This window comes from Priestia sp. YIM B13486, assembly GCF_042787865.1.
In the GTDB taxonomy this organism is placed as follows: domain Bacteria; phylum Bacillota; class Bacilli; order Bacillales; family Bacillaceae_H; genus Priestia; species Priestia megaterium.
In genome coordinates this window covers 1-24,896 of sequence record NZ_JBHZOZ010000008.1, presented here as the reverse complement: position 1 = coordinate 24,896, position 24,896 = coordinate 1, and the positions used below count along the sequence as shown (strand labels likewise).

Genomic DNA, 24,896 nt, shown 5'->3' with positions numbered 1-24,896 from the left:
ACATGAAATGGTTTAAATCTCATACGTTTTGGAAAATCTTCACGATTAATGTGCTTCTTATTTGTACCGTACTGACGCTAATGTTTATTGTTTCAAGAGTGATGCTGCCTAATATTTCTCAAGATCAATATCGGCAGGTAACTGATAAAACCGTCAAGAGAATGAAAGAGCAAATTAACGTCGTCATTAAAGATATTTGGAGCCTAGGCGACGAGGTACAGCAAGATCCTATTTTTTTATCGGATGATGAACAAGAAATAGACAAAGAATTGCAAAAAATAGTTAATATTTCACCGTATATCGATAGCGGAACCATTTTTAATGTAAAAGGGTATGTTGAGCATTATTACCCGAATGATTTAAAGAATATGAAACATGTGAACTTAAGTAAAAGAAAATATTTTCAAGAAGCGCTGCGAACCAAAAAAATATATTTAAGCGATGTTGTTTCAGCAGATACAAAGCACTACATTGTGGTGATGGCGATTCCTATTTTGGATGGGCAGCAAAATGTAAAAAAGGTCGTAAATTTAGCGCTGCGAATTGAAGAAAATAAAAGTTTTCAATCCATCTTTCAAACGTTCGATATAGGAGAGAACGGCTATACATTTATTGTAGACCGCAATGGTAGAATTATTTCCCACCCAGAGAAACAGAGAATCGGTGAAAATGCTAAGAAAAACGAAATCGTTCAGAAAACGATGAATCATAAATCAGGATATCAGCGCGTGGTGAACACCGAAGGTAAGTATTTCTTTGCGTCTTTCGAATATATTCCTGTTTTAGATTGGGGAATTGTCGCTGAATTACCCGTTGAAGAAATTTATAGGCCTTATGAAATGTTTGAAAAAACGCTTTGGATCGTTTCAGGCGTTACGATTTTACTGCTTTCTTTTTTTACTGCGTTATATGCAAGGCAAATTGTGAATCCAATTCATAAACTATATGAATTGGCGGGACAAGTAGCGCGCGGGAATTTTAATCAAAAAATTCCGGAACGAGAAATTGAGCGGGGCGAAATCGGTATTTTATCTAAACAGTTTAATGAAATGATTAGCTATATACGCCATTCTAAAGCGAATTTACAGCAAAAAGAAAATCAGCTGCAGGAACAAAAAACGTTTTTAAGACAAGTTATTGACATTAATCCAAGCTATATTTATGCTATCAATCAAAAAAGGGAATTCATTCTCGTTAATGAATCTTTTGCAATGCTCTTAGGTGAAAAATCTGATGACTTAATTGGACAATCAATTGATAAATATCAGTTCAACCTTCAATCAGATCTTTTATATAAAGGGGCGTTTTCAAACTGTACCCAAAAAGGAATGGTATTAGAAGAACAGTTTAAAGATTCGAAAGGAAACCGGCGCTGGGTCGAAACAGCAAAACTTCCTATCATGAATGAAAAACAGGAAGTGATTCAAATGCTGTGTGTATCGACGGATATTACGGAGCGTAAAAAGGCAGAAGAGAAGCTTAGAACTTCTGAGAAGCTAGCCGTGGTAGGAGAACTTGCAGCTGGAGTGGCTCATGAAATCAAAAATCCTTTAACTTCTTTAAAAGGTTTTGTTCACTTATTAAAAGAACAACATCCTAAAGATGCTTTGTATATAGATATCATGGAAACTGAATTAGAACGAATGAATGGAATCGTAGAAGAATTTTTGATGTTAGGAAAACCTCAGGTAATGAAGGTTGAATCTTTGAATATGCAAGCGCTTGTTCAAGAAGTGTGCTCACTTCTTGAACCTGAAGCAGTAGAAAAGGAAGTAGCTTTCATATTTGAAAGAGACGACCAGTTACCAAAGGTGTATGGAGATAAAAATCAGTTAAAACAAGTATTCATTAATATTATTAAAAATTCTATCGAAGCAATGCCTGAAGGAGGAGCTATTCATATTACGATTAAAGTAAAAGAAAACCACCTTTGGCTGCAGTTTGCTGATGAAGGACAAGGTATTCCTCCTGAACGGTTAGCGAAGATAGGTGAGCCTTTTTATAGTACAAAAGAAAAAGGTACAGGTTTAGGACTGATGGTCAGCTATCGGATTATTAAAGCTCATCACGCTCAGATGACGTTTTCTAGTCAGTTAGATAAAGGAACAAGTGTGGATATATTGTTTCCAATCATAAAAAAGTAGGGGAAGTTTCCCCTACTTTTTATTATTATACTTATAATATATCGAAAGCCTTGATGGTACTAAAATCAATGAAAGTACTAAAGAAGATATCCACAGGTTAACAAAAAGTTAACTGCTGAATTATATAGGATATTCACAACTTTATCCACACTATTCACATTTTTTCAGAAAATTTACATAAAAATTACCCACTGTTATTTCAAGTTATGAAAGCGGTAATATGCATATTCAGTAAAGTTATACACATTATCCACATAATTGTGGGTAAACTTTGTGGATATAGTAGAGTTGTAAAAAAACTTCAATAACATCTATAAAATCTTCGTATTATTATGTCTACATAATATAAAAACGTCCTTCCGATACAAACTGTACAGAAAGGACGTTGAGATGATCAAGCGTTGGATAGAGATGTTTTGCCTCACTTATTTTTTCGTGTAGCCGCCTGCACGGTCTGCTTTTTTAAACTCGCGGCCGTAATAGATTTCTTGAGCGCTACTTAACGTATTTTTTGCGTTTTCTTTTCGTTTTTTTTCAGACATAAAAAAACCTCCAATTAACGTTTTTCGATCATGCTACTTATTTTTTCCAGAATCTCTCGTTTTTAATCATAAAAAAAGCTCTCCGTTACACGGAGAGACTCTTACGCTTCTTTAAGCTGGTGATCTTCTTGAACGTCTTGTTCGTGACGCAAGTAGTATAATGTATACAAGTCTTTTGGAATTTCGTATAAATCATATACGTCTTCATGTTGATTAATTTCATCGTATAAAGCTTTGTGTGTTTCATTCGCAAGTACTGCATAAGGCAGTTTTTCTGCAGCCTTAATAGACCTAATATTAATTTTGCGAATTCGCATAAAAATTCGTTCTATATTTAACTCAAAGAACAGTTCATTAAAGAACGCTTCTTTTGCAATTTGATTATATCCTTTTCCATGAAACGGTTTGCCAAGCCAAGTGCCTAAAAAGCCAGCTTGGTCCTGTACATCAAATAAATTAATGGTGCCGATAGGGTTACCCCATTCGTCTAAAATCGTGCGAGAAATAATTTCTCCATGATCTTCTGCTTCCATCGTTTGTTTAGTCACAAATAAAAATTCTTCATAGGAATGGGCTTTATGACGAACAAAAGGGAAGACATCAGGATGTACCATGAGTTCGTATAGAGATTGACAGTCATTTAGGTCACGTTTTTTTAACATAACTTTTCCCTCCTGATCGAGGGTATATACAGACTCCAATCAAGTCCCCACCCTCGAAATTTTTTAATAATTAAAAAAATTTCGGGGTGGGAATCGAACCCACTAGAACCAGTTACCTGGTGGCGCACCATTTGCCTTCCCATTACAAGTCAACAAACATAAAAAGTCAACGTGTGATGTTTATGCTTTTGTGAAATTCACATGCTTCTAAACGTATCATACTAAAAAAAATTAAAAAAGAAAATAGGTAAAATGTTAATTTTTTTTAAATAATATTTTACCATTTATCATGGTGAAAATAGGCTTTGCTAAGTAGTGAAAAGGATGATGGCTCCATAGCACCAAATCAGCGTCTTTTCCTGCTTCGATACTGCCGATTCGCTGATCAATACGAAGATTTCGAGCAGCAGCAATCGTGATGCCTTCTAATGCTTTTTGTTCTTCGAGCCCTTCACGTACGGCAATGGATGCACAAATATTTAAGTACTGAATGGGCGTATAAGGGTGGTCTGTTGTAATGGAAACTTCTACTCCTTCATTGCAGAGAGCTTGATAGGTTTTCCACGTTTTATTCTTCAGTTCAACCTTTGAGCGCCGTGTTAAAGTTGGTCCCACGCTTACTTTTAAGTTTCTTCCACCTAGCTCTTTAGCAATTAAGTGACCTTCTGTACAGTGTTCAATACGAACGTCTAAATTAAATTCATCTGCTAAGCGCAGAGCTGATAGAATATCATCGGCTCGGTGAGCATGAATTCGAACGGGAATCTCTCTATTCAGCGCTTGAATGAGTGGTTTAATTCGCAAATCATCTTTATTGTCACTGCTTTTTGCATGATAAAAGGCTTCTCTCAGCATCCCCATAATACCCATTCGTGTAATGGATTCTTTATTGCCATGGCTGTGGATTCGTTTTGGATTTTCTCCTAGCGCAATCTTAAGTCCAGCTGTCTCTTGAATCAACATTTGAGAAATACTTGTTCCGGCTGTTTTAATAACGGATGTTGTGCCTCCGATCACATTTGCACTTCCAGGCATAATGTGTACAGACGTAATACCCGCTTCAATGGCATCTTTAAACCCAGGATCTAAAGGATGTACGCTGTCAAAAGCTCGGATATGGGGAGTCATAGGCTCGATTGTTTCGTTAGCATCATTTCCGGCCCAGCCGGTTCCTTCATCATATAGTCCTAGATGTGTATGAACATCAATAAATCCAGGGAATAAATAGCGCTGTTTGCAGTCAATGACTTCTACTTGAAGAGGAGGCTGCAAGTTTGACCCAATCAAAACAATTTTTCCATCTTGAATGAGCACATCATTATTATAAATAGGTTTTGACGTAATAGGATAGAGCGTTGCATTTTTCAAGAGAATGGTTTTCATAAAGGATGCTCCTATCTATCGGCAGCTTAGTCACCTGTTTTAGGTAAATATCAGAAAATAACTAGAGTAAATCTCGCAATGCATCTTCTAATACAGTATATGTAAAAATGTAATTCTGTTGAATCAATTTTTCAGGTAAAACACGCTGTCCCTTCAAAATAATCATACTCATTTCTCCCATCAGCAGCTGAAGACCAAAGCTAGGTACGGGCATCCAGTGAGGACGATTTAACACTTTTCCAATCGTCTTTCCAAACTCTTTCATTTGAACAGGATTTGGGGCAGTTACATTAACAGGTCCTTCTATTTGTTCGGTATGAATACAATAATCAATAATTTTGACGACGTCTTGAAGATGCACCCAAGACATCCACTGCTCTCCCGAACCAACTGTCCCTCCTGCAAATAATTTATAAGGAAGGGCGGTAGAAGGGAGTGCCCCGCCATCTTTGCCTAATATAACGCCGAACCTTGTTAAAACAGTACGAATATTGAGTTCCATCGCTTTTAGCGCTTCATTTTCCCACTTTTTTACCGTTTCAGCTAAAAAGTCTGTGCCGATGGATGGAGAAGCTTCTGTGAACGTTTCTGTAGTCGATGTCCCGTAATAACCAACCGCACTTGCATTTACATACAGGGACGGTTTTTCGGGTAAAGCAGCCATAATACGAAGGATTTCTTGAGTAGAAGAAAGGCGACTTTCCACAATGGCTTTTTTGCGCTCGTCCGTCCAGCGGCCGCTGTTAAGTGAAACGCCAGCTAAATTGATAAAAACGTCTGCTCCTTCTACATGCTCTTCAGGTTGGCTGTTTTCTTGCATCCACTCTACATATTTAAGTTTCGGATCTCTTGCAGCTTTATCTGCATTGCGTGTTAAAATATATACATAATGTTTTTGTGTTAAAAAATGTTTTGTTAAAGCTTTACCTACGAATCCAGTTCCTCCAGCAATAACAATTTTCATACGAACTTCCTCCTTTGTTGAGATAAATAAAAATGTGTATGATACGTTTGGCGGTTCTTCAGCCATTAATTTAATAAGAAATATGAGGTGAAGGTGTATGCCTGTTGTCACAAAGATCACAACGCAAAAGAATAGCGGTGAACGTTATAATGTGTATTTAGATTATGGTAAAGGTGAAGAGTTTGGCTTTGGTGTTGACGAAAATGTCCTCATCAAATATGACTTGAAAAAAGGTCGTGAGCTTGATGAATTTGAATTAACGGAAATTCAGTACGCAGATGATGAGAAAAAAGCTTATAATTTAGCAATCACTTACTTATCTTATCGAATGCGCTCTGAAAAAGAGGTACATGATTATTTAAAGAAAAAAGAAATTAACTCTACTATTATTCAACAAGTTATTCAGAAATTAGTCAGCCACCGTTATTTAAATGATGAAGAGTTTGCAAAAGCATTCGTGTTAACTCAAATGAACACGACATCAAAAGGACCAAATGTGATTCAAAGAGAATTAAAAGAAAAGGGAATTTCTGATTCCATTATTACCCTTAGTTTATGTGAATACCCCGAAGAACAGCAAATTCAAACTGCTGTGAAATTAATTGAAAAGTTAAAAGGGAAATATAAAAAATTATCTCAAGTAATGATGAAACAAAAAATGGAACAAGCATTGGCAGTGAAGGGCTATTCATTTTCTATTATTCAAGAAGCATTTCAGCGCACCAATACAGAAAAAGAAAGCGATGAGGCATGGGAAGCTCTGCAATACCAAGGAATGAAAGCTCATCGTCGTTTTTCAAAGTATGAAGGCTGGGAATATCAGCAAAAAATGAAGCAGGCTCTTTATAGAAAAGGATTCTCTATTGACCAAATTCAATCATTTCTAGATTCCATTGAAGAGGAATAAAGGCGGGACAAAAGTATGTTAGTTGAAGAGAAATCCGAACGATGAATCGAGATTCTTGATGGAGAATCCAACTCGTTCGGATTTTTTATTGTGATGGTAAACGTAAACTTCATGTATTTAGCTGCTTCTAGCGGTTGATGATTGGAGGGCAAGACGAAGACTCCTGCGGAAAGCGAAGTCCTGCACGGAAATCAACCGCCGTGTCATAAGCAATTCCTATAAGATCATTTATACAATGTGTTTATCTTTAGATTAGATTGATGCAGTTATGTTTCAATCTTTTTAAAACAAAATATCTTCCAAGTCATTCTGCTGTTTATAAATAATCTCAGCAATTTCGGAAGCCGAGCGCAATCGGCTTTTATCTTTAATGTGATTGTTATGATCCCAAAAAGGAGTATTCATGCCTCCCATGTAAGCTGCAATCACATGAAGGTTGGTATCTTGATACTCCACTTTTAAACTTTCTGTAAATCCCCTTACGCCAAACTTACTTGCTACATAGACGCTTTCATTAGCTTTCCCGCGAAGTCCTGCAGTTGAAATGATATTCATAACTTTAGGTTCAGGTCTCGTCAAGAGATGAGGCATAAGCGCTTGTGTTAAAAAAATAGTTCCTTTTACATTTGTATCGATGACTTCATCAATGGCTTGTTTTGTATAATCGGTCAAAGGACCAAAATGTCCAATGCCTGCATTGTTGATAAGGATATCTACTGAATGGTTCATCAGCAGTTTTTCTACAGATTTTCCTACTTCTTCATATTTTGTAATATCTACAGACATCGTATATACGTTGTCTCCTAGCTCATGCTGCGCCTCTTTTAATTTATGGTGATTGCGTCCAGCCAGAATGACGTTGTAGTCTTTTGCGTAAAATTTAGCGAGTTCTTTTCCAAGACCCGTCGCACCGCCCGTGATTAGCACTGTTTTCATTCCCAAAACTCCCTTTTCATAGTCTCCCTTTAGTTATACCTTTTGTTATAATAAAATGAAAGCAAACAAGGGGGAAAACAGCATGTCTGAAAAACGTTACAGCGATATGACGACGTATGAACTTCAACAAGAAATTGGGTCTCTTCAAGAAAAAGCACGAAAAGCTGAACAGCTTGGCATGGTCAATGAGTATGCAGTATTAGAAAGAAAAGTAACAATGGCTAGGTCATATTTATTGGATCCCGAAACGTTTAAAGCAGGGGAAGTATATGAAATTCAAGGAGATCCGGGTTCATATTTTAAAATTGATTATATGAACGGAGTTTTTGCGTGGGGATTTAGGCTTGGCTCACCGCAAAACGAAGAGGCACTGCCTATTTCTATGTTGAAAAAATAAAGGGATGAACAAGCAGCACGAAGTGTGCTGCTTGTTTAATTTCTATATTCACTCTATTTTTAAACGTAAAGCAAGCGGTTATTCTTCGCGCTCATTAGAAGCATGCATACGTTCTTGAGGATGCGTGTTAATAGTTCCATTTGCACGTTTTGAAGCGTACTCAGCTTTTGCTCGAGGTTCGCCTTCAAGCTTAGTATGATGTTGGTTTGTAAAATCTTTTGCTTTATTGCGCATCGATACCTCTCCTTTTACAACAGAAAGCGTTGCGGTTATGATATAGTACATGAGGGAGTGAATAACTCCACATTTATAGTGTAAGTTAAAAGTGCAAACATACTCATAAAGAATTTTGGTAATCGAGGTGTTCTTATGAACGATATATTTGAAAGATTAACGAATCAGCTCTTAAATAAAAACAGTTCGCTCTCATATGCTCAAGCACGCACGTGGGTCGAGCTTTTCTGGGAAGATTTTGAGTCATCTTACGCAAAAGCCGGATATGATTATAAAGGTAAAGAAGCGACGGAAAAGGTTGTTACGATGTATATCAACAGCTACGGAGACAAACTTCATGAAATCGCGGTTAAAAACCCTAAATATCAGCATTTATTAAATAACGATGACTATTTAAAACATTAAATAAAAACGAACCGTCTTGAGCAGACGGTTCGTTTTTGGGTTTCATATTTGTTCTTGTTATGATTAGTGCGGGAGATAATCAAGCTTTTTACGCAATTTTTTCTCACTGAAAATCCAACCTGTGTACGAACAAATGATATTTAAATCGTAATCAAGCTGAACTACGGCTACAAATGGATAGTAGTCCTTGCTGCGGTAGCGTAAATCAATAAAGCGCACTTCAATGTGGTCGTTATATTCATCCAGTTCCCATCTATAAATAGGTGAAAATGAAAGAAAAGCAGATAAATTTTCATCTTTTTTCGCTACTTCAATTACGGCTGATTCGGGAATTGGAACTTTATCAAACGTATCATAAATAAAAATTTCTTCTCCAATTGCTCTTCCTACATGAAAATACTTTTCGGTCGTCACAGCTAAGTGCCAGTGAGTGAAACGCAGCGTAGGAGAGATATTGAGCTTGATAACATCAGGAAACTGTTTTCGAAGCTTCTTGGCAATTTGGTGGCGCATATAAAAGCGCAATCCATAGTAAAATGCCAATAACACATACAGCGTAATAAATGTTGGTCCTGGTTCTGCTCCAATAAACCAGATTAAAATCGCAAGTACGTGAGCTGAGAAAATCACGTAATCAAACGTGTTGATTACGCCAAGCGCAATCCATTTATTTGTGAAAGGCCGTAAAGCTTGCGTGCCATAAGCGTTAAAGATATCAACAAAAACGTGAATAATGACGCCTGCAAAGGTCCACATCCAGAGATGCAGCAAGTTAGCTCCTGGCAGCAGAAGCGAAAGAATGAGCACGATAAGCAAAGGCCATAAAATAACAGCCGGAATAGAATGTGTAATTCCACGGTGATTGCGGATATACTGTGCATTGTTTCGCAACTTTAAAACAGTGTCTAAATCAGGTGCTAATGACCCGGCCATTACGCCAATCATTACAGCATCCATTGTGGCTGTATTCGCAGATACAGTGGGGTCTAATGTTGCAAGGCCGCCTAAAGCGATTCCCATTGCAATGTGTGTACCAGTATCCAGAGCGAACTCCTCCTTTGTAAAATGACAATCTTAGATTATCCTAATTCAGCATGGAAGCTGGATTTAGGGCGAAAAATCTCGCTTTATTACTAACGCAGCAAATTAGCTGTTTTTATTCATTATTTGAACAATTCATTTTACTATTCATATTTGTAGTTGTTATAAGGTTATCATAAAGTTACTAAGATTCAAAAAGCAACACATTGTATATGTATAGTTAATACCTCGGAGGCTATGACGTGAAACAAAGTAAAGATATTGTACAAAATTTCGATATTCGAGCATTTCAAGATGACTTAATCTCTTGGTTTGAGCAGGAACAGCGCATTCTACCTTGGCGTCAAGATCAGGACCCTTATAAAGTGTGGGTATCTGAAATTATGCTTCAACAAACGAGAGTAGATACGGTCATTCCGTATTTTAATAATTTTATTAGCAAATTTCCCACTATTAAAGATTTAGCTTATGCGAATGAAGATGATGTGTTAAAAGCGTGGGAAGGATTAGGCTATTATTCCCGTGCCCGTAATTTACAAACCGCCGTTCGAGAAGTTCACGAACAATACGGGGGAGAAGTTCCAAATACGCCAGCAGAAATCTCTAAACTAAAAGGAGTAGGCCCTTATACAACAGGAGCCATTTTAAGTATTGCATACGGAGTGCCGCAGCCTGCTGTAGATGGAAATGTCATGCGTGTGCTATCGCGCATTTTATCCGTTTGGGATGATATTGCAAAACCGAAAACAAGAAAGCTGTTTGAAGATATTGTGCATGAAATTATTTCAAAAGATAATCCTTCCTATTTCAATCAAGGCATGATGGAACTTGGTGCCATTGTCTGTACGCCAACTTCTCCTTCCTGTTTGTTATGTCCAGTTCGCGAACACTGCCGCGCGTTTGCAGAAGGAGTGCAGAATGAGCTTCCTGTCAAATCAAAGAAAAAAGCGCCGCGTGCTCTTCAGCTTGCTGCAGCGGTGATTAGAGACGAGGACGGAAATTATCTGATTCATAAACGTCCAAGCAAAGGACTTTTAGCTAACCTATGGGAATTTCCAACTATAGAAGTCGATCTTAGTATAGCGCCAGATCATCAGCAGCTTCAGGCATTTATTCAAAATGAGTACGGAGCCGATATTAAAATTCATGCGCCGTTTACCACAATTCAGCACGTGTTTTCTCATATCGTCTGGAACATCACAGTATATGAAGCAGAGCTTGCAAGTGATATCAGTGCATTAAAAAATTTGAAAGTGGTTTCTGAAAAAGATTTAGAACAATATGCATTTCCTGTTTCCCATCAAAAAATCTTAAAAGAATATTTACTTGTTAAATAAAAGAAGCGTGGATAAACTCCGCGCTTCTTTTTATTTAATCATATGATACATGCGTGCCGTGTGTGTAATCTGCTTCGTGGCGCTGTAGCCCGCCCCGTGCTTCAATTTCTTTAATAATTTGCTGATGAATACTTTGTCCTTCAGCATTTAAATACGGCGTCATTTGCTGTAAAGAGTGATGAAAAAACGCAAGCTCGCTGTCTTTCCACTCGCTTTTAGAAATCATTGAAAGAGCCGTCATGTCTCTACCTACATACATTCTATTCACCTCGTTCATTTCATCAAGTTTTATCTATTTTCCCTATATTACTTGTTTCTTATGCGATAAAATCAGTACAATGTAAAGATAATACGATACATAAGGGAGATGACATCATGTCACAAAAGGTAGCACTAGTTACGGGAAGCAGCAGAGGTATTGGTAAAGAAATTGCCTTACGTCTGGCTAAAGAAGGATACGATATTGTATTAAACTATGCACGAAGCAAAAGTGCAGCGCAGGAAGTAGCAGAAGAAATCAAAGCACTAGGCAGAGAAGCATTAGTTGTTAAAGCAAACGTAGGAAAAGTAGAAAAAATTAAAGAAATGTTTGAGCAAATTGATGAAGTATTCGGTCGCTTAGACGTATTTGTAAGTAATGCAGCGTCAGGAGTTCTACGTCCTATTATGGAATTGGAAGAAACTCACTGGAACTGGACAATGGATATTAACAGCAAAGGATATTTATTCTGTGCACAAGAAGCGGCTAAACGTATGGAAAAAGTAGGCGGAGGAAAGATTGTTACCATCAGTTCGCTTGGGTCTATTCGCTACTTAGAAAATTATACAACAGTAGGCGTGTCAAAAGCTGCTGTAGAAGCGTTGACCCGCTATTTAGCAGTGGAGCTGGCTCCAAAGAATATTGTGGTAAATGCTGTATCTGGAGGGGCTGTGGATACAGAGGCATTAAAACATTTCCCAAATCGCGATGAGCTTCTAGATGATGCACGCAAGCATACTCCAGCTGGTCGTATGGTGGAGCCAAAAGACATGGTAGATGCAGTTATGTTCTTAGTGTCCGATCAAGCAAATATGATTTGCGGTCAAACGCTTATTATTGACGGAGGGCGTTCACTTTTAATGTAAGGTAAATGTGTTTTGTGCTCACGCCTTAAAATATTGAAAAAAGTTTGCATACCCTATTTACCTCCCGGGCATATTAATTTTCGTGGAGGTGATTACAATGGCAAAACAAACAAACAAAACAGCATCTGGTACAAGCACACAACACGTGAAACAACAAAATGCTCAAGCATCTAAAAACAACTTCGGTACTGAATTTGGTAGCGAAACAAATGTACAAGAAGTGAAACAACAAAATGCTCAAGCAGCGGCAAACAAAAGCCAAAATGCTCAAGCATCTAAAAACAACTTCGGTACTGAATTTGCTAGCGAAACAAGTGCTCAAGAAGTGAGACAACAAAACGCACAAGCTGAAGCAAAGAAAAACCAAAACTCTGGTAAATACCAAGGTTAATACCAAAAGCGAACTTAACGTCTTTCATACGGCGATGTTAAGTTCGCTTTTTCTTATATAAAAAGCAACAAAGTATGACAAAACTTCTTGAAACTTTACACAACTCGTCAAAGGAATCTGTCTCACCTAAACAGAATGTTAACAGAAGTGCCGCGTGTATGGTTAAAGCAAATAGGGAGGAGCTATCGTATGAAAAAATTTGATCAGCTAGTGACTCAACAATTGGAGACCATGGATCAACTTCTGTTTTTGCAGTCTGAGATTGAGCGCTGTCAGGAAATCGAAGGTGAACTAATAAAACTTCATGAAGAAGCAAAACTTCATTCTGTGCAAGATGAAATTAGTGAAATGAAACTAAAATTAAAAGAGATTCAATTGACGTTTGAAGCACAAACCGAAGATATTATTCGTACATATAAAAGTGAAGGGGCTTGCTCTACACTTGCTTAATGAACATTGAGGTGTCACTTCCTCTCTTTTTTAAGGCTGCCAAGCAAAGGAAAAGTAGGGGGAGTGACTTTTTTGAACTCAAGAAGGTTAGCACATTTGTGTTAAAATGAGAGAGAAACCGTTATAATAAACATAAGACAAATGGAGACGTTATATGAATTTTTTTAAGTGCTAAAATGAAAGTAGGTATTGGAGATGGGAATTCCGGTGGAAGGAGAAACAATTCAAATACACAGCTACAAGCATAATGGACATATTCATCGCGTATGGGATCGGACAACCGTATTAAAAGCAACCAATAACTTAGTGATTGGAGGAAATGATCGTACGGTCGTTACAGAATCAGATGGACGAACATGGGTCACAAGAGAGCCTGCAATTTGTTATTTTCATGCTCAGCAGTGGTTTAACGTCATTGGTATGATCCGTGAAGATGGAATCTATTATTACTGCAATATCAGTTCGCCGTTCATTTATGATGACAATGAAGCGCTCAAATATATTGATTATGATTTAGATATCAAAGTCTATCCAGATATGACATACTCCCTTCTTGATGAAGATGAATATGAGAAGCATCGAAAAGAAATGAATTATCCAGAAGTGATTGACCGTATTTTACATAATCACGTCGAGGAGTTAAAAGGTTGGATTCGACAGCGAAAAGGCCCGTTTGCTCCAGATTTCATTGACATTTGGTATGAGCGTTTTTTAACATATCGGCATTCTTGATGAATGATTTAGAGAACATTATGTTAGGCCGTCTAAAGCTGACTGTTTGATATAATGTTCTTTTTGGCGTTATGCTCACCATCTTTTAGAAGAGATAAAAGCACTAAAAAATCGACGCGTGTACATATACTAAGAAAGCTTGCCCTCATAGATAGAAAGGGGAGATTTTATGGGAAGTATAAGACGCTACATGAAGTTTGTACAGCCATACAAATGGCAAATTGTCGGCACTGTATTAATTGGTATTATTAAATTTGCTATTCCTTTATTGATTCCGCTGCTTTTGAAATATGTTTTGGACGATATCGTAAATGGACATGGCATGTCCTCCTCTGAAAAAGTTCATAAAATGGTGACGATTATGGGGATTTCGTTTGTTGTATTTTTAGTGTTAAGACCTCCCATTGAATATTACAGGCAGTATTATGCTCAGTGGGTATCGAGCAAAGTACTATATGATATACGGGATCAGCTGTTTAGCCATATTCAAAAGCTTAGCTTACGTTATTATGCAAATACGCGAGCGGGTGAAGTGATTTCACGAGTCATTAATGATGTAGAGCAAACAAAAAACTTTGTTATCACAGGTTTAATGAACGTATGGCTTGATATGATGACGATTGTAATAGCCATTGTGATTATGTTTACGATGAATGTACCTTTAACACTGGTGTCGATTATTTTGCTGCCGGTTTATGCGTTCTCTGTAAAATATTTTTACAGTCGTCTTCGCCATTTAACAAGAGTCCGTTCGCAGGCTTTAGCGGAAGTGCAGGGGCATTTACATGAAAGGGTTCAAGGGATCTCTGTTATTCGCAGCTTTGCTATTGAGCCTCATGAACAGAAGCAATTTGATAAGCAAAATTCAAATTTTCTACAAAAAGCAATCAATCATACGAATTGGAATGCAAAAACATTTGCAGTAGTGAATACCATTACCGATTTGGCACCTTTAATCGTGATTACATTTGCTGGATATCAAGTCATCACAGAAAGTCTTAGCGTAGGAACGATGGTAGCATTTGTGGCCTATATTGACCGCTTGTATAATCCGCTTCGCCGCTTGGTCAATTCATCGACTACGCTCACGCAGTCTGTTGCATCTATGGACCGGGTGTTTGAGTTCATTGATGAAGAATACGATATTACAGACAAGAAAGATGCAAAAGAATGTACTGAGCTTCATGGAAAGGTGCAGTTTGAGCACGTTTCATTTGCTTATGAAGAAGAAGAAAAACCTGTGATTCATGATATTAATTTAGATGTAGAAAAAGGAAAATCCGTTGCGTTTGTTGGAATGAGCGGAGGAGGGAAATCCACGCTTATCAGCTTAATTCCGCGCTTTTATGATGTGACAGAGGGTAAAATTCTCATTGATGACATTGATATCAAAACCTATAAAGTACGCAGCCTGCGAGATAAGATTGGAATCGTTCTGCAGGATACGGTGTTGTTTAGTGACACGGTTAAAAACAATATACTGCTTGGAAAGCCAGGAGCGACAGATGAAGAAGTAATTGCTGCGGCAAAGGCCGCAAATGCCCACGATTTTATTATGAATTTGCCCGAAGGATATGATACAAAAGTGGGAGAGCGGGGAATGAAGCTATCAGGGGGACAGAAGCAGCGTATTTCCATTTCGCGCGTATTTTTAAAAAATCCAGCTATTCTTATTTTTGATGAAGCCACTTCAGCTCTAGATTTGGAAAGTGAGCACTATATTCAAGAAGCATTAGCTGAACTAGCAAAAGACCGTACGACTTTCATTGTAGCCCATCGTTTATCTACAATTACTCATGTTGATGAAATTGTACTTTTAGAAAATGGAAGGGTAGTCGAACGAGGTTCTCATGAGGAGTTAATTAAGAAAAAAGGTCATTACTATCAGCTCTTTAACGTTCAGCAGCTTGATACAATTTAAAAACACCACCTATTGTCTAACAATAGGTGGTGTTTTTAATCTTCTTGTCGCTGATGATTAATATCAAATGAGTTAGCATCCTTGTGATAGTTTTGGAACGTATCAATCAGCTTATCAAGATGCTCTAACTCTTCACTATACTCAATGATGACAGAAATTAAAGGGAAGATATGATAAATAACCTTATTCTCTTCATCATTATCGTATATTTTGTACTGCATAAATTTATCGATTAAAGCTCGTTTTCCAACGCAGGCTTCGTTTGGTACAGTAGTGGTTGGCTGTACGCGTAATTTCCCAATGAATTTTAATAATACTTGCTCATGATACATTAACAGGCACTCAACTTCAGATTTGATTAAATCTTGAAATTGCTGCGGCATGACTTGAAGATCATTTTCCACTCGGTGAAGTAGTTTCAAGGTTGTAAGAGCTCGTGTTGTTACGGTAATCATTTGACGAAATAAAACGAGCTTGCGTGACTTAACAAAACGTTTTTTGGTTGAATAAGTGCGTTCTTCTTTGTAAAAATCAAAGATTTGATTCATTTTAGCCACATTGTCTTTCATTTTTTCAATGTCTTCTTTTAACAATGTGTGCTCAGATGCGTGATAAAGATTCATGCGAATCCATTTAATAATTTCTTCCGTTGTGCTTACAATTTTATAATACAATCTTGTTTCATACTTTGGCGGAATAAAAATAAGATTGACAATAAATGCTGAGAATACCCCAAGTAACACTGTACCAAAGCGTATAAGTGCATATTCAACGAAATTATCTCCTGGATTTTCCATGATTGCAATTACTGTCACAAGCGCAAGCCCAATTGTATTATTAATACGTAATTTTAAGTTGACTGCAATGACAACAACAGCGGTAAAACCAATAATGATGGGATGGGTACCAAAAATAAGTCCAAAACAAACTGCAGAAGCAGCTCCAATCACATTCGCCTGTATTTGCTCCAATATTGTTAAATAAGATCTGTAAATAGACGGTTGAATTGCAAAAACTGCCGCAATTGCCGCAAATATTGGAGATGGTAAACTTAGAAATTCACCTAATAACAATGAAAGTGTAATGGCAATTCCCGTTTTTAAGATGCGGGCACCAAGTTTCATGTGCGTTCGTAGTTCCTTTCTGTAAAAAAGTTTTTTCGTTATGAAGAATGTTCCCCAAAACAAATGATAAATTGCAAAAATCAATCCTTCTTTATTACATAACCTGTTGGAAATAATATAAACAATAACATACTATACAAGGTTTAAGAATGGATATCAAGAGAAAACAAGCAGAAAAATAAGGGTATTTCTCGGGATTTTTCGACAGGCTGACAAAAAGGAGATGACGCGTAAGAAATGGTTATGAAAGGTGGGAATGTTCTATAAGAAAACCCGAAGGTAAAACGAAAAAGAGGTCGAGACATAACGAAATAAATCCAATCTAAAGACGAACAAATGAGATACATGAGCTGAACCGCTTGTGACACAGCAGTTGATTTCCGCAGCAGTCTTCGACTTGCCCTTCAATCAACTGCTAGAAAGACCTATACACACGAAACCTGCGTTTACCCTAACAAAAAAACGAACCACTAATCAAACATCTTGATCAATGGTTCGTTTTTCACTTCGTCTAAAATCCTTTTATCTCAGCCTCTTTAGAATAAGAATTAGCGTTCTTCACTTAATTGTTTAAATGCTTTTTCGACTGCTTCTAACGTGTCGGTAATATCTTGTTCTGTATGAGCTGTAGTAAGGAACCATGCTTCATATTTCGAAGGAGCTAAGTTGACACCTTGGTGGAGCATTAGTTTAAAGAAGCGTGCAAATAATTCGCCGTCTGTATTTTCTGCTTGTTCATAGTTTTTGACCGTTTCTGTTGTAAAGTAGAGAGTAAGAGCGCCTTTCAATCGATTGATAGTGATCGGCATGTTATATGTACGAGCATGTTTTAAAATACCTTCTTCGAGCATCGCCCCTAGCTTATCCAACTGTTCATAAACACCTTCTTGCTTTAGTACTTCTAGGCAAGCAATCCCAGAAAGAATAGAAGCGGGGTTTCCTGCCATTGTACCTGCTTGATAAGCGGGTCCAAGCGGCGCCACTTTTTCCATGATTTCTTTTTTACCGCCGTAAGCTCCGATTGGAAGGCCACCGCCGATGATTTTTCCAAATGCAGTGAGATCAGGTTTTACACCAAGTAAATCTTGAGCTCCACCGTACATAAAGCGAAACGCTGTAATAACTTCATCGTAAATAACAAGTGCTCCAGCTTCGTGAGTTAATTCATTAACTTGTTCTAAAAAGCCAGGTTCCGGCTCAACAATTCCGAAGTTTCCAACGATTGGTTCTACTAAAACAGCTGCAATCTGATCGCCCCATTTTTCTAATGCTTCCTTGTAAGGCTCAATGTCGTTAAAAGGAACTGTGATGACTTCGTTAGCGATACTTTTTGGTACACCAGCAGAGTCAGGAGTGCCGAGTGTAGAAGGACCAGATCCAGCTGCTACTAATACAAGGTCAGAATGGCCGTGGTAGCAACCTGCAAATTTAATAATTTTATCGCGTCCAGTATAAGCGCGTGCTACACGGATCGTTGTCATAACGGCTTCTGTCCCAGAGTTGACGAAGCGCACTTTATCCAATGCGGGCATCGCTTCTTTGAGCATTTTAGCAAATGTGACTTCATGAGCAGTTGGCGTACCGTAAAGAACACCCGTTTCAGCTGCTTTTGTAATAGCTTTCGTGATATGAGGATGAGCGTGTCCCGTAATAATAGGACCGTAAGCTGCTAAATAGTCAATATATTTATTTCCATCAACGTCCCAGAAATAAGCTCCGTTTGCCTTCTCCATTGCAATAGGCGCTCCGCCTCCTACGGCTTTATATGAACGTGAAGGGCTGTTAACGCCGCCTACAATATGCTCGAGCGCTTCAGCGTGTAATTGTTCTGATTTTGTAAATTGCATAGTATGCCTCCTAATGAAAAGTTCAACTTCTCTATTCTATCAAACTTATTTGTTTCTTGAAAAACATTCGAGAACGTGTATGATAGAAATTTGTGAGCTAACTGCTAGAAAATAGTTCCTCGTCTCTTGGAGGAGTTGCTAGCAAGGGCGCCGGAAACAATAAAAGAAACCACTAATACGTCGACGTAACGGAGGGAATACAATGAAAAATGCTATTGAGGTGAATCAACTTCGGAAAGAATTTAAAGCCTATTCTAGCCGCTCTGGCCTTAAAGGGGCATTCCGGGATCTATTTACCCGTAATTATAGAGTCATGAAAGCTGTGAACGATATATCGTTTACCGTAAAACAAGGGGAAATGGTAGGGTATATAGGAGAAAACGGAGCGGGGAAATCGACCACAATCAAAATGCTGACAGGAATCTTAACTCCTACTTCAGGCGACATTACCGTAAATGGAATGAATCCTCATAAGGAAAGAGAAAAGTTTGCCCAAACGATTGGTGTTGTTTTTGGTCAACGCTCTCAGCTATGGTGGGATATTGCCGTACAAGAATCTTTTCGCCTGTTAAAAAAAGTATACAAAGTGTCAGATGAAGATTATAACGCTCATATGGAGCACGTTATTCAAACGTTAGATATTGGACCGCTGCTAGATAAGCCGGTGCGAAAGCTTTCTCTAGGTCAAAGAATGCGCTGTGAGCTGGCTGCTGCTCTTATTCATAATCCGCCGCTTCTATTTTTAGATGAACCGACGATTGGTTTAGATGTACTAGTTAAATTAAAAATCCGCCAATTTTTAAAAGAAATTAATGAAAAATATAATACGACGATTTTGCTTACGACACATGATTTAGCAGATATTGAAGCTTTATGTGAACGCGTTGTAATGCTGGATGAAGGCAGTATTATTTATGACGGATCGCTGCAAAAGCTGCGTTCGAATTGGGGAGACCTTAAACAAGTTACGTTTGAATTTGGAACCGCGCCAAATAACGAGCAGTTGAAGCTATTGACGCAAGGGATGCCTGTTAACTGGATTGAAGGTGATCAAAAATATTTGTGGACAGCGCAGCTTCAAAATAAAGGGGACTTGATGTCACAGCTGATTGCTAAAGTGGTGGCAAAGCATGAAATCAGTGATATTAACATTGAAGAAATTTCAACGGAAGAAATTATCCGCAACATTTATGAAGAAGGTGTTGTGAATGGATAAATATATAGAGATGATACGCATTCGCTTTTTAATGATGCTAGCGTATCGGACGAATTATTACAGCGGAATATTGATTTATGCGATTAATATTGGTGCTTACTACTTTTTATGGTCCGCTATTTATGGAGGAAAAGAGAATATTCAAGGGTTATCCATTACCCAAATGACAACGTATGTAGCCGTTTCATGGATGGCAAGAGCCTTTTATTTTAATAACATTGACCGTGAAATGGCAATGGAAATTAAAGATGGCAAAGTGGCAGTAGAGTTAATTAAGCCTTATAGCTACCTTGGTATGAAAACAATGCAAGGACTGGGAGAAGGGATTTTTCGGCTGCTGTTTTTCTCAGTGCCCGGCATGATTATTGTCGCGTTTTTATTTCCAGTACAGTTCTCAGCAAATGCAGCAACATGGCTTTATTTTGGACTGTCTTTAATTTTTAGTTTCATTATTAATACACAAATTAATTTATTAACGGGTATTACGACTTTCTTTCTCTTTAACAATGATGGACTCATTCGAGCGAAGCGCGTTGTTATTGATTTGTTTTCAGGACTTCTTCTGCCCATCAGCTTCTATCCTTTCTGGGCGCAACATATTATGAGCTATTTCCCTTTTCAAGCCATTAGTTATATTCCGAGCATGATTTTCACAAATGGATTTAAAGGGCAGGAAGTAATAAATGCTCTTATTACACAAGCAGTTTGGTCAGGACTTCTATTTATCCCTATTGCATGTTTGTGGAACATAGCGAAGAAAAAAATGGTTATTCAAGGAGGGTAGTCTATGAAAATGTTTTATTTTTCGATTTTCTTTCAGTACATTAGTCAATATATGAAAACAAGGCTTCAGTACCGCACCGACATGGTAGTTGAAATCATTTCAGACTTATTGTTTCAAACAGTTAATTTGATTTTTATTTTAGTCGTATTTGGACATACTCAGTCGCTGCACGGATGGTCACGAGAGGAAATTATCTTTATTTATGGTTTCTTTTTGGTCCCTTTTGCTATTTTTTCGTCTTTCTTTAACATTTGGGATTTCAACGAGCGGTACATTGTTAAAGGAGAAATGGATCGAATTTTAACAAGGCCGATTCACAGTTTGTTTCAAGTTATTTTAGAGCGAATGGAACTAGAATCATTGTTTGGTGGTATCACAGGGATTGCAGTAATGGCTTACGCTGCTTCTTCTTTACATCTTCATTTCCAGTGGTATGATGTTTTTATTTTTCTATTATTTATTTTAGGAGGAGCGCTTGTATACGCAGGAATTTTCATCGCCTTAGCAAGCATAGGCTTCTGGTCGGATGCCAGAACCTCTATTATGCCTACTATTTATAATATTGGAAACTACGGAAGGTATCCTGTAGATATTTATAATAATGTCATCCGATATGTTTTAACGTGGATTCTTCCTTTTGCATTTGTAGGCGTATATCCAGCTGCTTATTTCTTAGGAAGATCAGAATGGTATGGATATGCATTTTTAACCCCAGTTATGGGAATCGTCTTTTTTGTAATCTCTATTTTCTTATGGAATACAGGGGTCAAAAAATACAGAGGAGCAGGCAATTAAATGCCTGCTCTTTTTCGTGGCTTCGGAGTAGTAATGAATGGACAAGAACGCGCGTATAGTGGTAGTAAGAGTATAAATTAAAGGAGTAGAATGATGGTTATTTTTCTAATCCTCGTTATCATTGTTTTTGTAATTGGTAGTATGAAGTTTCTCTTTGAAAAAGAACTTGGAGAATTTCATTTTTTCTCAATTGGTCATTTCTTTGTCTTGTTTTATTCATATATTACAGTTTTATTGGGATTTAGCCTTATTTATACAGTATGTGAGATGGGGAGTATTCCAGTATTAAGCGGAGGGTTTGAACATGAAGGTCATTATTTCTATACCCTGTTTAACAGTATGTATTTCAGCGCAGCGACGTTATTTTCAGTAGGCTACGGAGATATGTATCCGGTTGGAATTGGGAAATTATTTGCAACTTTTGAAGCGTTTATCGGCTATATTATGCCTGCAATCTTTGTGATGCGGACTGTTACCCGTACTTAAACTTGTCATCTTATCTAATATTGGGTACGCTATTCAAAGAAAATGAAAAGCGTAAAGGAGAAGATAAATATGACAGCTGTAGTTGGAGAAAAAGCACCCGATTTTGTATTGATGTCTACAAATGGAGAGCAAGTATCACTAGCGTCGATGAAAGGCAAAAACGTTGTGCTGTATTTTTATCCGAAAGATATGACGCCAGGCTGCACAACAGAAGCCTGTGATTTCAGAGATCAGCATGAAAATTTTGAAGAGCTAGATGCGGTGATTCTAGGAGTGAGCCCGGATCCAATCGACAAACACCATAAGTTTATTGATAAGCACGGCCTTCCATTCTTACTTTTAGCTGACGAAGATCACAGCGTAGCTGAAGAATATGGAGTATGGACACTGAAAAAAAACTTTGGAAAAGAATATATGGGCATTGAACGCTCCACTTTTATCATTGATAAAGAAGGAATGCTCGTAAAAGAATATCGCAAGGTTCGAGTGAAAGGGCATGTGGAAGAAGCTTTATCATTTATTAAAGAAAAAATGGCATAAAAACAGGCAGATAACTAGAGCAGTTTTAGTCTTTGAACATACAATATCAGTGTAGGGCATACCTCCTCAGATGTTAATATATTTAAAAGTGTGGATTGAATTCCACACTTCTTTTTTTGAATAAAATATATGAAAAATTTCTACTTGTTACATAAAATAGGAATAGGCATCAAGTTGACAAAACGTGGGTAAAACATGTAGACTAATTATAAGAATTATAAAGTAATAATACTTACAGAAGAGGGGTGCATGACGTGTCAAATCATTTACAAGAAGCCCTTGAAACGTTAAAAGGTACTGGCGTTCGTATTACACCACAACGTCATGCTATTTTAGAGTATTTAATCAATTCAATGACACATCCAACAGCAGATGATATTTATAAAGCGCTGGAAGGTAAGTTTCCAAATATGAGTGTAGCGACCGTTTACAATAATTTAAGAGTATTTCGCGAAGTAGGTATTGTAAAGGAACTAACATACGGTGATGCATCAAGCCGGTTTGATTATGTTACAACAGAGCATTACCATGTGATTTGCGAAAGCTGCGGAAAAATTGTGGATTTTCATTATCCTGGTTTAGACGAAGTAGAAAAGCTGGCTGCTCATATTACTGACTTTGATATTAGTCACCACCGAATGGAAATTTACGGAACGTGTCCTGATTGTACGGCTAAAAAAGCGCATTAATAAGCTGATAGTAGTGATACTATCAGCTTTCTTTTTGTTTTTTTCTATTATACTTTTCGTCGAATTGTTTTCCTTCAAGAGACTGGTCAAGCGTAAGCGGCTCGTTGCAATACATACACATATCTACGCGCCCTAGCATTTTGGTTTGCTTTTGACATGTAGGGCAGGTTACTTGAACCGCTTTTGTAGAAAGCATGCCAATCCAGAAATAAACGCCGGTACTAGCTACGATGCACAGCAAACCCAAAAGCATAAAAATAGTCATTAGCCAGACTGAAGACCGAAAGAAAATTCCCCCATACATAACAATGAAACCAACAAAGATCAGACTGAGTGCAAACGTGCGAATCTTGTTAATTTTATTTGAATACTTTATCCCCATCAGTATCCCCCCTGTTACCAATATATCATAGAGTGAGACAATGAATGATGATAAAAATTGAATCTTCGGAAAATTATCGTTGGTTTTTGAGCTTTCTGAATGATTTCCATAATTCTGAGTGGGATATCCGTTATACATCGTATATAATAAAAAAAGAAATCTTAGTCCATAGCCTTTAAAATTTTGAAAAATATTTGTTTATTACAGTTAGGAGAGCTCAAAATGGAAGATGTTTTACGGCCAATATATCAAGAAAGAGCTAGCAATAAAGACACACTAGGTATTTTACTGATTGAAAAAAAGAAATCAGAATCTCCAGTGACGGATAATTTGGATGCTATCTTATTTATTGTGACCAAAACTACAGAAACTTCTCTTTTTATTAAACAATACGAATATGAAAATGAGCGTGCGGCACTTTATATGGCTTCTGAACAGCAAATGAGTGAATGGATTATGAATGGGACGAACCGCCGTATTATTGATTGGATCTTAAATGGTAAAGTGCTATTTGATCGAAACGAATATATGGAAAACTTAAAGAAACGCTTAATTGATTTTCCTAGAGAAGATCGGACAAAGAGAATAGGTGTCGAGTTTGCTAAGTTGATTCGCCGATTTAAAGAAGGAAAAGACTTTTATGCGTCTAATCATTATTTAGATGCATTCAATCATGTCATTCATGCTCTTCATCATTTAGCACGACTGTCTGTGTTGGAAAATGGATTTCATCCAGAAGTGACAGTGTGGAACCAAGTGAAAAAAATAGAACCTGAAATTCATCGTCTTTACGAAGAGCTAATTATTAGCCAAGAAGAGGTTAGCAAGCGTTTAGAGCTGCTTTTCTTAGCGAGTGAATTTCTAGTAAATAAAAAAACTGAATTAGGTGCCAAGCATCTTGTTCATATTATGAAAAGCGAAAAGCAGGAATGGACGTTTAATGAACTGGTTCATCATCCCGAAATACGCCCTTATGCTATTGATTTAGGAATACTTCTTGAGTTTTTAATTGAAAAAGATATCATTATGGTAAAAAAAGTAGAAACCAAAGGAAAGAGTTTGTACCATAGACACTATGTGGCGAAATGATAGAGAGGATAAAGGGTATCTGATACGGTGCGGTTATGACGTGTAGATACCCTGACATATGACTTTATAGCCTTGATAAAAGGTTTTTCTAAAAAAACACGATTTATTTTAAAAAATCTATTGACGCTTTAAAATATCCGTGGTAAATTTATATACGTCGCCAATGAGCGATACTAAATTTATCAAAAACTTGAAAAAACTTCTTAAAAAAGTTGTTGACAAGAAAGAGATAAACTGGTAAGATTAAAAAGTCGCTTAAGAGCGGCGGTTGAACTTTGAAAACTGAACAAAGCGACAAACGTCAACGTTAATTTTTATTTTTTAAATTGAGCAAGTCAAACATTTCTTCGGAGAGTTTGATCCTGGCTCAGGA

The 24,896-nt window shown here is 37.4% G+C and carries 28 protein-coding genes; 17 read left to right on the top strand and 11 right to left on the bottom strand.

Annotated features, from left to right (window positions below):
* Positions 1 to 2: 2 nt before the first annotated feature.
* Positions 3 to 2,144 (top strand): cache domain-containing protein, encoded by a 2,142-nt coding sequence (locus ACFX4G_RS19780; RefSeq protein ID WP_377576380.1) that lies wholly within the window; start codon positions 3 to 5, stop codon positions 2,142 to 2,144.
* A gap of 425 nt (positions 2,145 to 2,569) precedes the next feature.
* On the opposite strand, the gene ACFX4G_RS19775 is transcribed toward ACFX4G_RS19780, so the two are convergent.
* The 4 genes from ACFX4G_RS19775 to ACFX4G_RS19760 all read right to left on the bottom strand — a co-directional run bounded on the left by ACFX4G_RS19775 (position 2,570) and on the right by ACFX4G_RS19760 (position 5,695).
* Positions 2,570 to 2,686: a YfhE family protein gene (locus tag ACFX4G_RS19775; RefSeq protein WP_013055148.1), complete on the bottom strand. Its 117-nt coding sequence runs from the start codon at positions 2,684 to 2,686 to the stop codon at positions 2,570 to 2,572.
* 101 nt (positions 2,687 to 2,787) lie between these two features.
* Positions 2,788 to 3,348 carry a GNAT family N-acetyltransferase gene (locus ACFX4G_RS19770; RefSeq protein ID WP_013055149.1) on the bottom strand — a complete coding sequence of 187 codons (561 nt, stop codon included), beginning with the start codon at positions 3,346 to 3,348 and terminating at the stop codon, positions 2,788 to 2,790.
* Between the two features lie 255 nt (positions 3,349 to 3,603).
* Entirely contained in the window at positions 3,604 to 4,731 is a 1,128-nt protein-coding gene (locus ACFX4G_RS19765) for an amidohydrolase (protein WP_043977865.1), read from the bottom strand.
* A gap of 61 nt (positions 4,732 to 4,792) precedes the next feature.
* The gene (locus ACFX4G_RS19760; RefSeq protein ID WP_050688500.1) at positions 4,793 to 5,695 is read right to left on the bottom strand and encodes a TIGR01777 family oxidoreductase; all 903 of its coding nucleotides are present in this window, start codon (positions 5,693 to 5,695) and stop codon (positions 4,793 to 4,795) included.
* A 97-nt stretch (positions 5,696 to 5,792) separates the two neighbouring features.
* On the opposite strand from ACFX4G_RS19760, the gene recX reads away from it, so the two are divergent.
* Positions 5,793 to 6,602 carry a recombination regulator RecX gene (gene recX / locus ACFX4G_RS19755; protein WP_028410123.1) on the top strand — a complete coding sequence of 270 codons (810 nt, stop codon included), beginning with the start codon at positions 5,793 to 5,795 and terminating at the stop codon, positions 6,600 to 6,602.
* 282 nt (positions 6,603 to 6,884) lie between these two features.
* Here recX and ACFX4G_RS19750 read toward each other — a convergent pair whose 3' ends face one another.
* Complete coding sequence (locus ACFX4G_RS19750) at positions 6,885 to 7,538, bottom strand: SDR family NAD(P)-dependent oxidoreductase (protein WP_043977869.1); 654 nt, start codon at positions 7,536 to 7,538, stop codon at positions 6,885 to 6,887.
* A gap of 82 nt (positions 7,539 to 7,620) precedes the next feature.
* Here ACFX4G_RS19750 and ACFX4G_RS19745 point away from each other — a divergent pair, with 82 nt between their 5' ends.
* Positions 7,621 to 7,935 (top strand): YfhH family protein, encoded by a 315-nt coding sequence (locus ACFX4G_RS19745; RefSeq protein WP_013055154.1) that lies wholly within the window; start codon positions 7,621 to 7,623, stop codon positions 7,933 to 7,935.
* A gap of 78 nt (positions 7,936 to 8,013) precedes the next feature.
* On the opposite strand, the gene ACFX4G_RS19740 is transcribed toward ACFX4G_RS19745, so the two are convergent.
* Positions 8,014 to 8,169: a small, acid-soluble spore protein K gene (locus tag ACFX4G_RS19740; protein ID WP_016762865.1), complete on the bottom strand. Its 156-nt coding sequence runs from the start codon at positions 8,167 to 8,169 to the stop codon at positions 8,014 to 8,016.
* 135 nt (positions 8,170 to 8,304) lie between these two features.
* Here ACFX4G_RS19740 and ACFX4G_RS19735 point away from each other — a divergent pair, with 135 nt between their 5' ends.
* The gene (locus ACFX4G_RS19735; RefSeq protein WP_013055156.1) at positions 8,305 to 8,574 is read left to right on the top strand and encodes a YfhJ family protein; all 270 of its coding nucleotides are present in this window, start codon (positions 8,305 to 8,307) and stop codon (positions 8,572 to 8,574) included.
* Positions 8,575 to 8,637: 63 nt separating this feature from the next.
* On the opposite strand, the gene ACFX4G_RS19730 is transcribed toward ACFX4G_RS19735, so the two are convergent.
* Positions 8,638 to 9,618: a metal-dependent hydrolase gene (locus tag ACFX4G_RS19730; RefSeq protein ID WP_074682687.1), complete on the bottom strand. Its 981-nt coding sequence runs from the start codon at positions 9,616 to 9,618 to the stop codon at positions 8,638 to 8,640.
* Positions 9,619 to 9,857: 239 nt separating this feature from the next.
* On the opposite strand from ACFX4G_RS19730, the gene mutY reads away from it, so the two are divergent.
* Positions 9,858 to 10,952, top strand: a complete 1,095-nt coding sequence (mutY, locus tag ACFX4G_RS19725; RefSeq protein ID WP_377576377.1) for an A/G-specific adenine glycosylase — start codon at positions 9,858 to 9,860, stop codon at positions 10,950 to 10,952.
* A 34-nt stretch (positions 10,953 to 10,986) separates the two neighbouring features.
* Here the strand turns inward: mutY and ACFX4G_RS19720 are convergent, their stop codons facing one another.
* Positions 10,987 to 11,211 carry a hypothetical protein gene (locus tag ACFX4G_RS19720; RefSeq protein ID WP_014461827.1) on the bottom strand — a complete coding sequence of 75 codons (225 nt, stop codon included), beginning with the start codon at positions 11,209 to 11,211 and terminating at the stop codon, positions 10,987 to 10,989.
* A 116-nt stretch (positions 11,212 to 11,327) separates the two neighbouring features.
* Between ACFX4G_RS19720 and fabL the strand changes: the two genes are divergently transcribed.
* The 5 genes from fabL (at position 11,328) to ACFX4G_RS19695 (ending at position 15,571) form a co-directional block, all read left to right on the top strand.
* A complete protein-coding gene (gene fabL / locus ACFX4G_RS19715; RefSeq protein ID WP_013055160.1) occupies positions 11,328 to 12,077 on the top strand; it encodes an enoyl-[acyl-carrier-protein] reductase FabL in 750 nt (249 codons plus the stop codon).
* 97 nt (positions 12,078 to 12,174) lie between these two features.
* On the top strand, positions 12,175 to 12,468 hold the full coding sequence (locus ACFX4G_RS19710) for a gamma-type small acid-soluble spore protein (protein WP_013081547.1): 294 nt from the start codon (positions 12,175 to 12,177) through the stop codon (positions 12,466 to 12,468).
* A 189-nt stretch (positions 12,469 to 12,657) separates the two neighbouring features.
* Positions 12,658 to 12,918, top strand: coding sequence for a YgaB family protein (locus ACFX4G_RS19705; protein ID WP_013081548.1), 261 nt, complete (start codon positions 12,658 to 12,660; stop codon positions 12,916 to 12,918).
* Positions 12,919 to 13,113: 195 nt separating this feature from the next.
* Positions 13,114 to 13,650, top strand: coding sequence for a nucleoside tri-diphosphate phosphatase (ntdP, locus tag ACFX4G_RS19700; protein WP_043977877.1), 537 nt, complete (start codon positions 13,114 to 13,116; stop codon positions 13,648 to 13,650).
* Positions 13,651 to 13,819: 169 nt separating this feature from the next.
* A complete protein-coding gene (locus ACFX4G_RS19695; protein WP_016762869.1) occupies positions 13,820 to 15,571 on the top strand; it encodes an ABC transporter ATP-binding protein in 1,752 nt (583 codons plus the stop codon).
* A 35-nt stretch (positions 15,572 to 15,606) separates the two neighbouring features.
* Here the strand turns inward: ACFX4G_RS19695 and ACFX4G_RS19690 are convergent, their stop codons facing one another.
* The gene (locus ACFX4G_RS19690; RefSeq protein ID WP_013081550.1) at positions 15,607 to 16,695 is read right to left on the bottom strand and encodes an FUSC family protein; all 1,089 of its coding nucleotides are present in this window, start codon (positions 16,693 to 16,695) and stop codon (positions 15,607 to 15,609) included.
* 548 nt (positions 16,696 to 17,243) lie between these two features.
* Entirely contained in the window at positions 17,244 to 18,542 is a 1,299-nt protein-coding gene (locus ACFX4G_RS19685) for a glutamate-1-semialdehyde 2,1-aminomutase (RefSeq protein ID WP_114897219.1), read from the bottom strand.
* A gap of 202 nt (positions 18,543 to 18,744) precedes the next feature.
* On the opposite strand from ACFX4G_RS19685, the gene ACFX4G_RS19680 reads away from it, so the two are divergent.
* The 6 genes from ACFX4G_RS19680 to perR all read left to right on the top strand — a co-directional run bounded on the left by ACFX4G_RS19680 (position 18,745) and on the right by perR (position 23,052).
* On the top strand, positions 18,745 to 19,758 hold the full coding sequence (locus tag ACFX4G_RS19680) for an ABC transporter ATP-binding protein (protein ID WP_043977883.1): 1,014 nt from the start codon (positions 18,745 to 18,747) through the stop codon (positions 19,756 to 19,758).
* Entirely contained in the window at positions 19,751 to 20,542 is a 792-nt protein-coding gene (locus ACFX4G_RS19675; protein WP_043977886.1) for an ABC transporter permease, read from the top strand. The genes ACFX4G_RS19680 and ACFX4G_RS19675 overlap by 8 nt, the downstream gene beginning before the upstream one ends.
* Positions 20,543 to 20,551: 9 nt before the next feature.
* The gene (locus tag ACFX4G_RS19670) at positions 20,552 to 21,337 is read left to right on the top strand and encodes an ABC transporter permease (RefSeq protein ID WP_013055169.1); all 786 of its coding nucleotides are present in this window, start codon (positions 20,552 to 20,554) and stop codon (positions 21,335 to 21,337) included.
* A gap of 93 nt (positions 21,338 to 21,430) precedes the next feature.
* A complete protein-coding gene (locus tag ACFX4G_RS19665) occupies positions 21,431 to 21,823 on the top strand; it encodes an ion channel (protein ID WP_013081554.1) in 393 nt (130 codons plus the stop codon).
* 69 nt (positions 21,824 to 21,892) lie between these two features.
* On the top strand, positions 21,893 to 22,363 hold the full coding sequence (gene bcp / locus ACFX4G_RS19660) for a thioredoxin-dependent thiol peroxidase (protein WP_043977888.1): 471 nt from the start codon (positions 21,893 to 21,895) through the stop codon (positions 22,361 to 22,363).
* A 254-nt stretch (positions 22,364 to 22,617) separates the two neighbouring features.
* The gene (gene perR / locus ACFX4G_RS19655) at positions 22,618 to 23,052 is read left to right on the top strand and encodes a peroxide-responsive transcriptional repressor PerR (RefSeq protein WP_013055172.1); all 435 of its coding nucleotides are present in this window, start codon (positions 22,618 to 22,620) and stop codon (positions 23,050 to 23,052) included.
* A 22-nt stretch (positions 23,053 to 23,074) separates the two neighbouring features.
* On the opposite strand, the gene ACFX4G_RS19650 is transcribed toward perR, so the two are convergent.
* The gene (locus ACFX4G_RS19650; RefSeq protein WP_013055173.1) at positions 23,075 to 23,434 is read right to left on the bottom strand and encodes a YgzB family protein; all 360 of its coding nucleotides are present in this window, start codon (positions 23,432 to 23,434) and stop codon (positions 23,075 to 23,077) included.
* A 222-nt stretch (positions 23,435 to 23,656) separates the two neighbouring features.
* Here ACFX4G_RS19650 and ACFX4G_RS19645 point away from each other — a divergent pair, with 222 nt between their 5' ends.
* Positions 23,657 to 24,523, top strand: a complete 867-nt coding sequence (locus ACFX4G_RS19645) for a nucleotidyltransferase-like protein (RefSeq protein ID WP_013055174.1) — start codon at positions 23,657 to 23,659, stop codon at positions 24,521 to 24,523.
* The last annotated feature ends 373 nt before the right edge of the window (positions 24,524 to 24,896 follow it).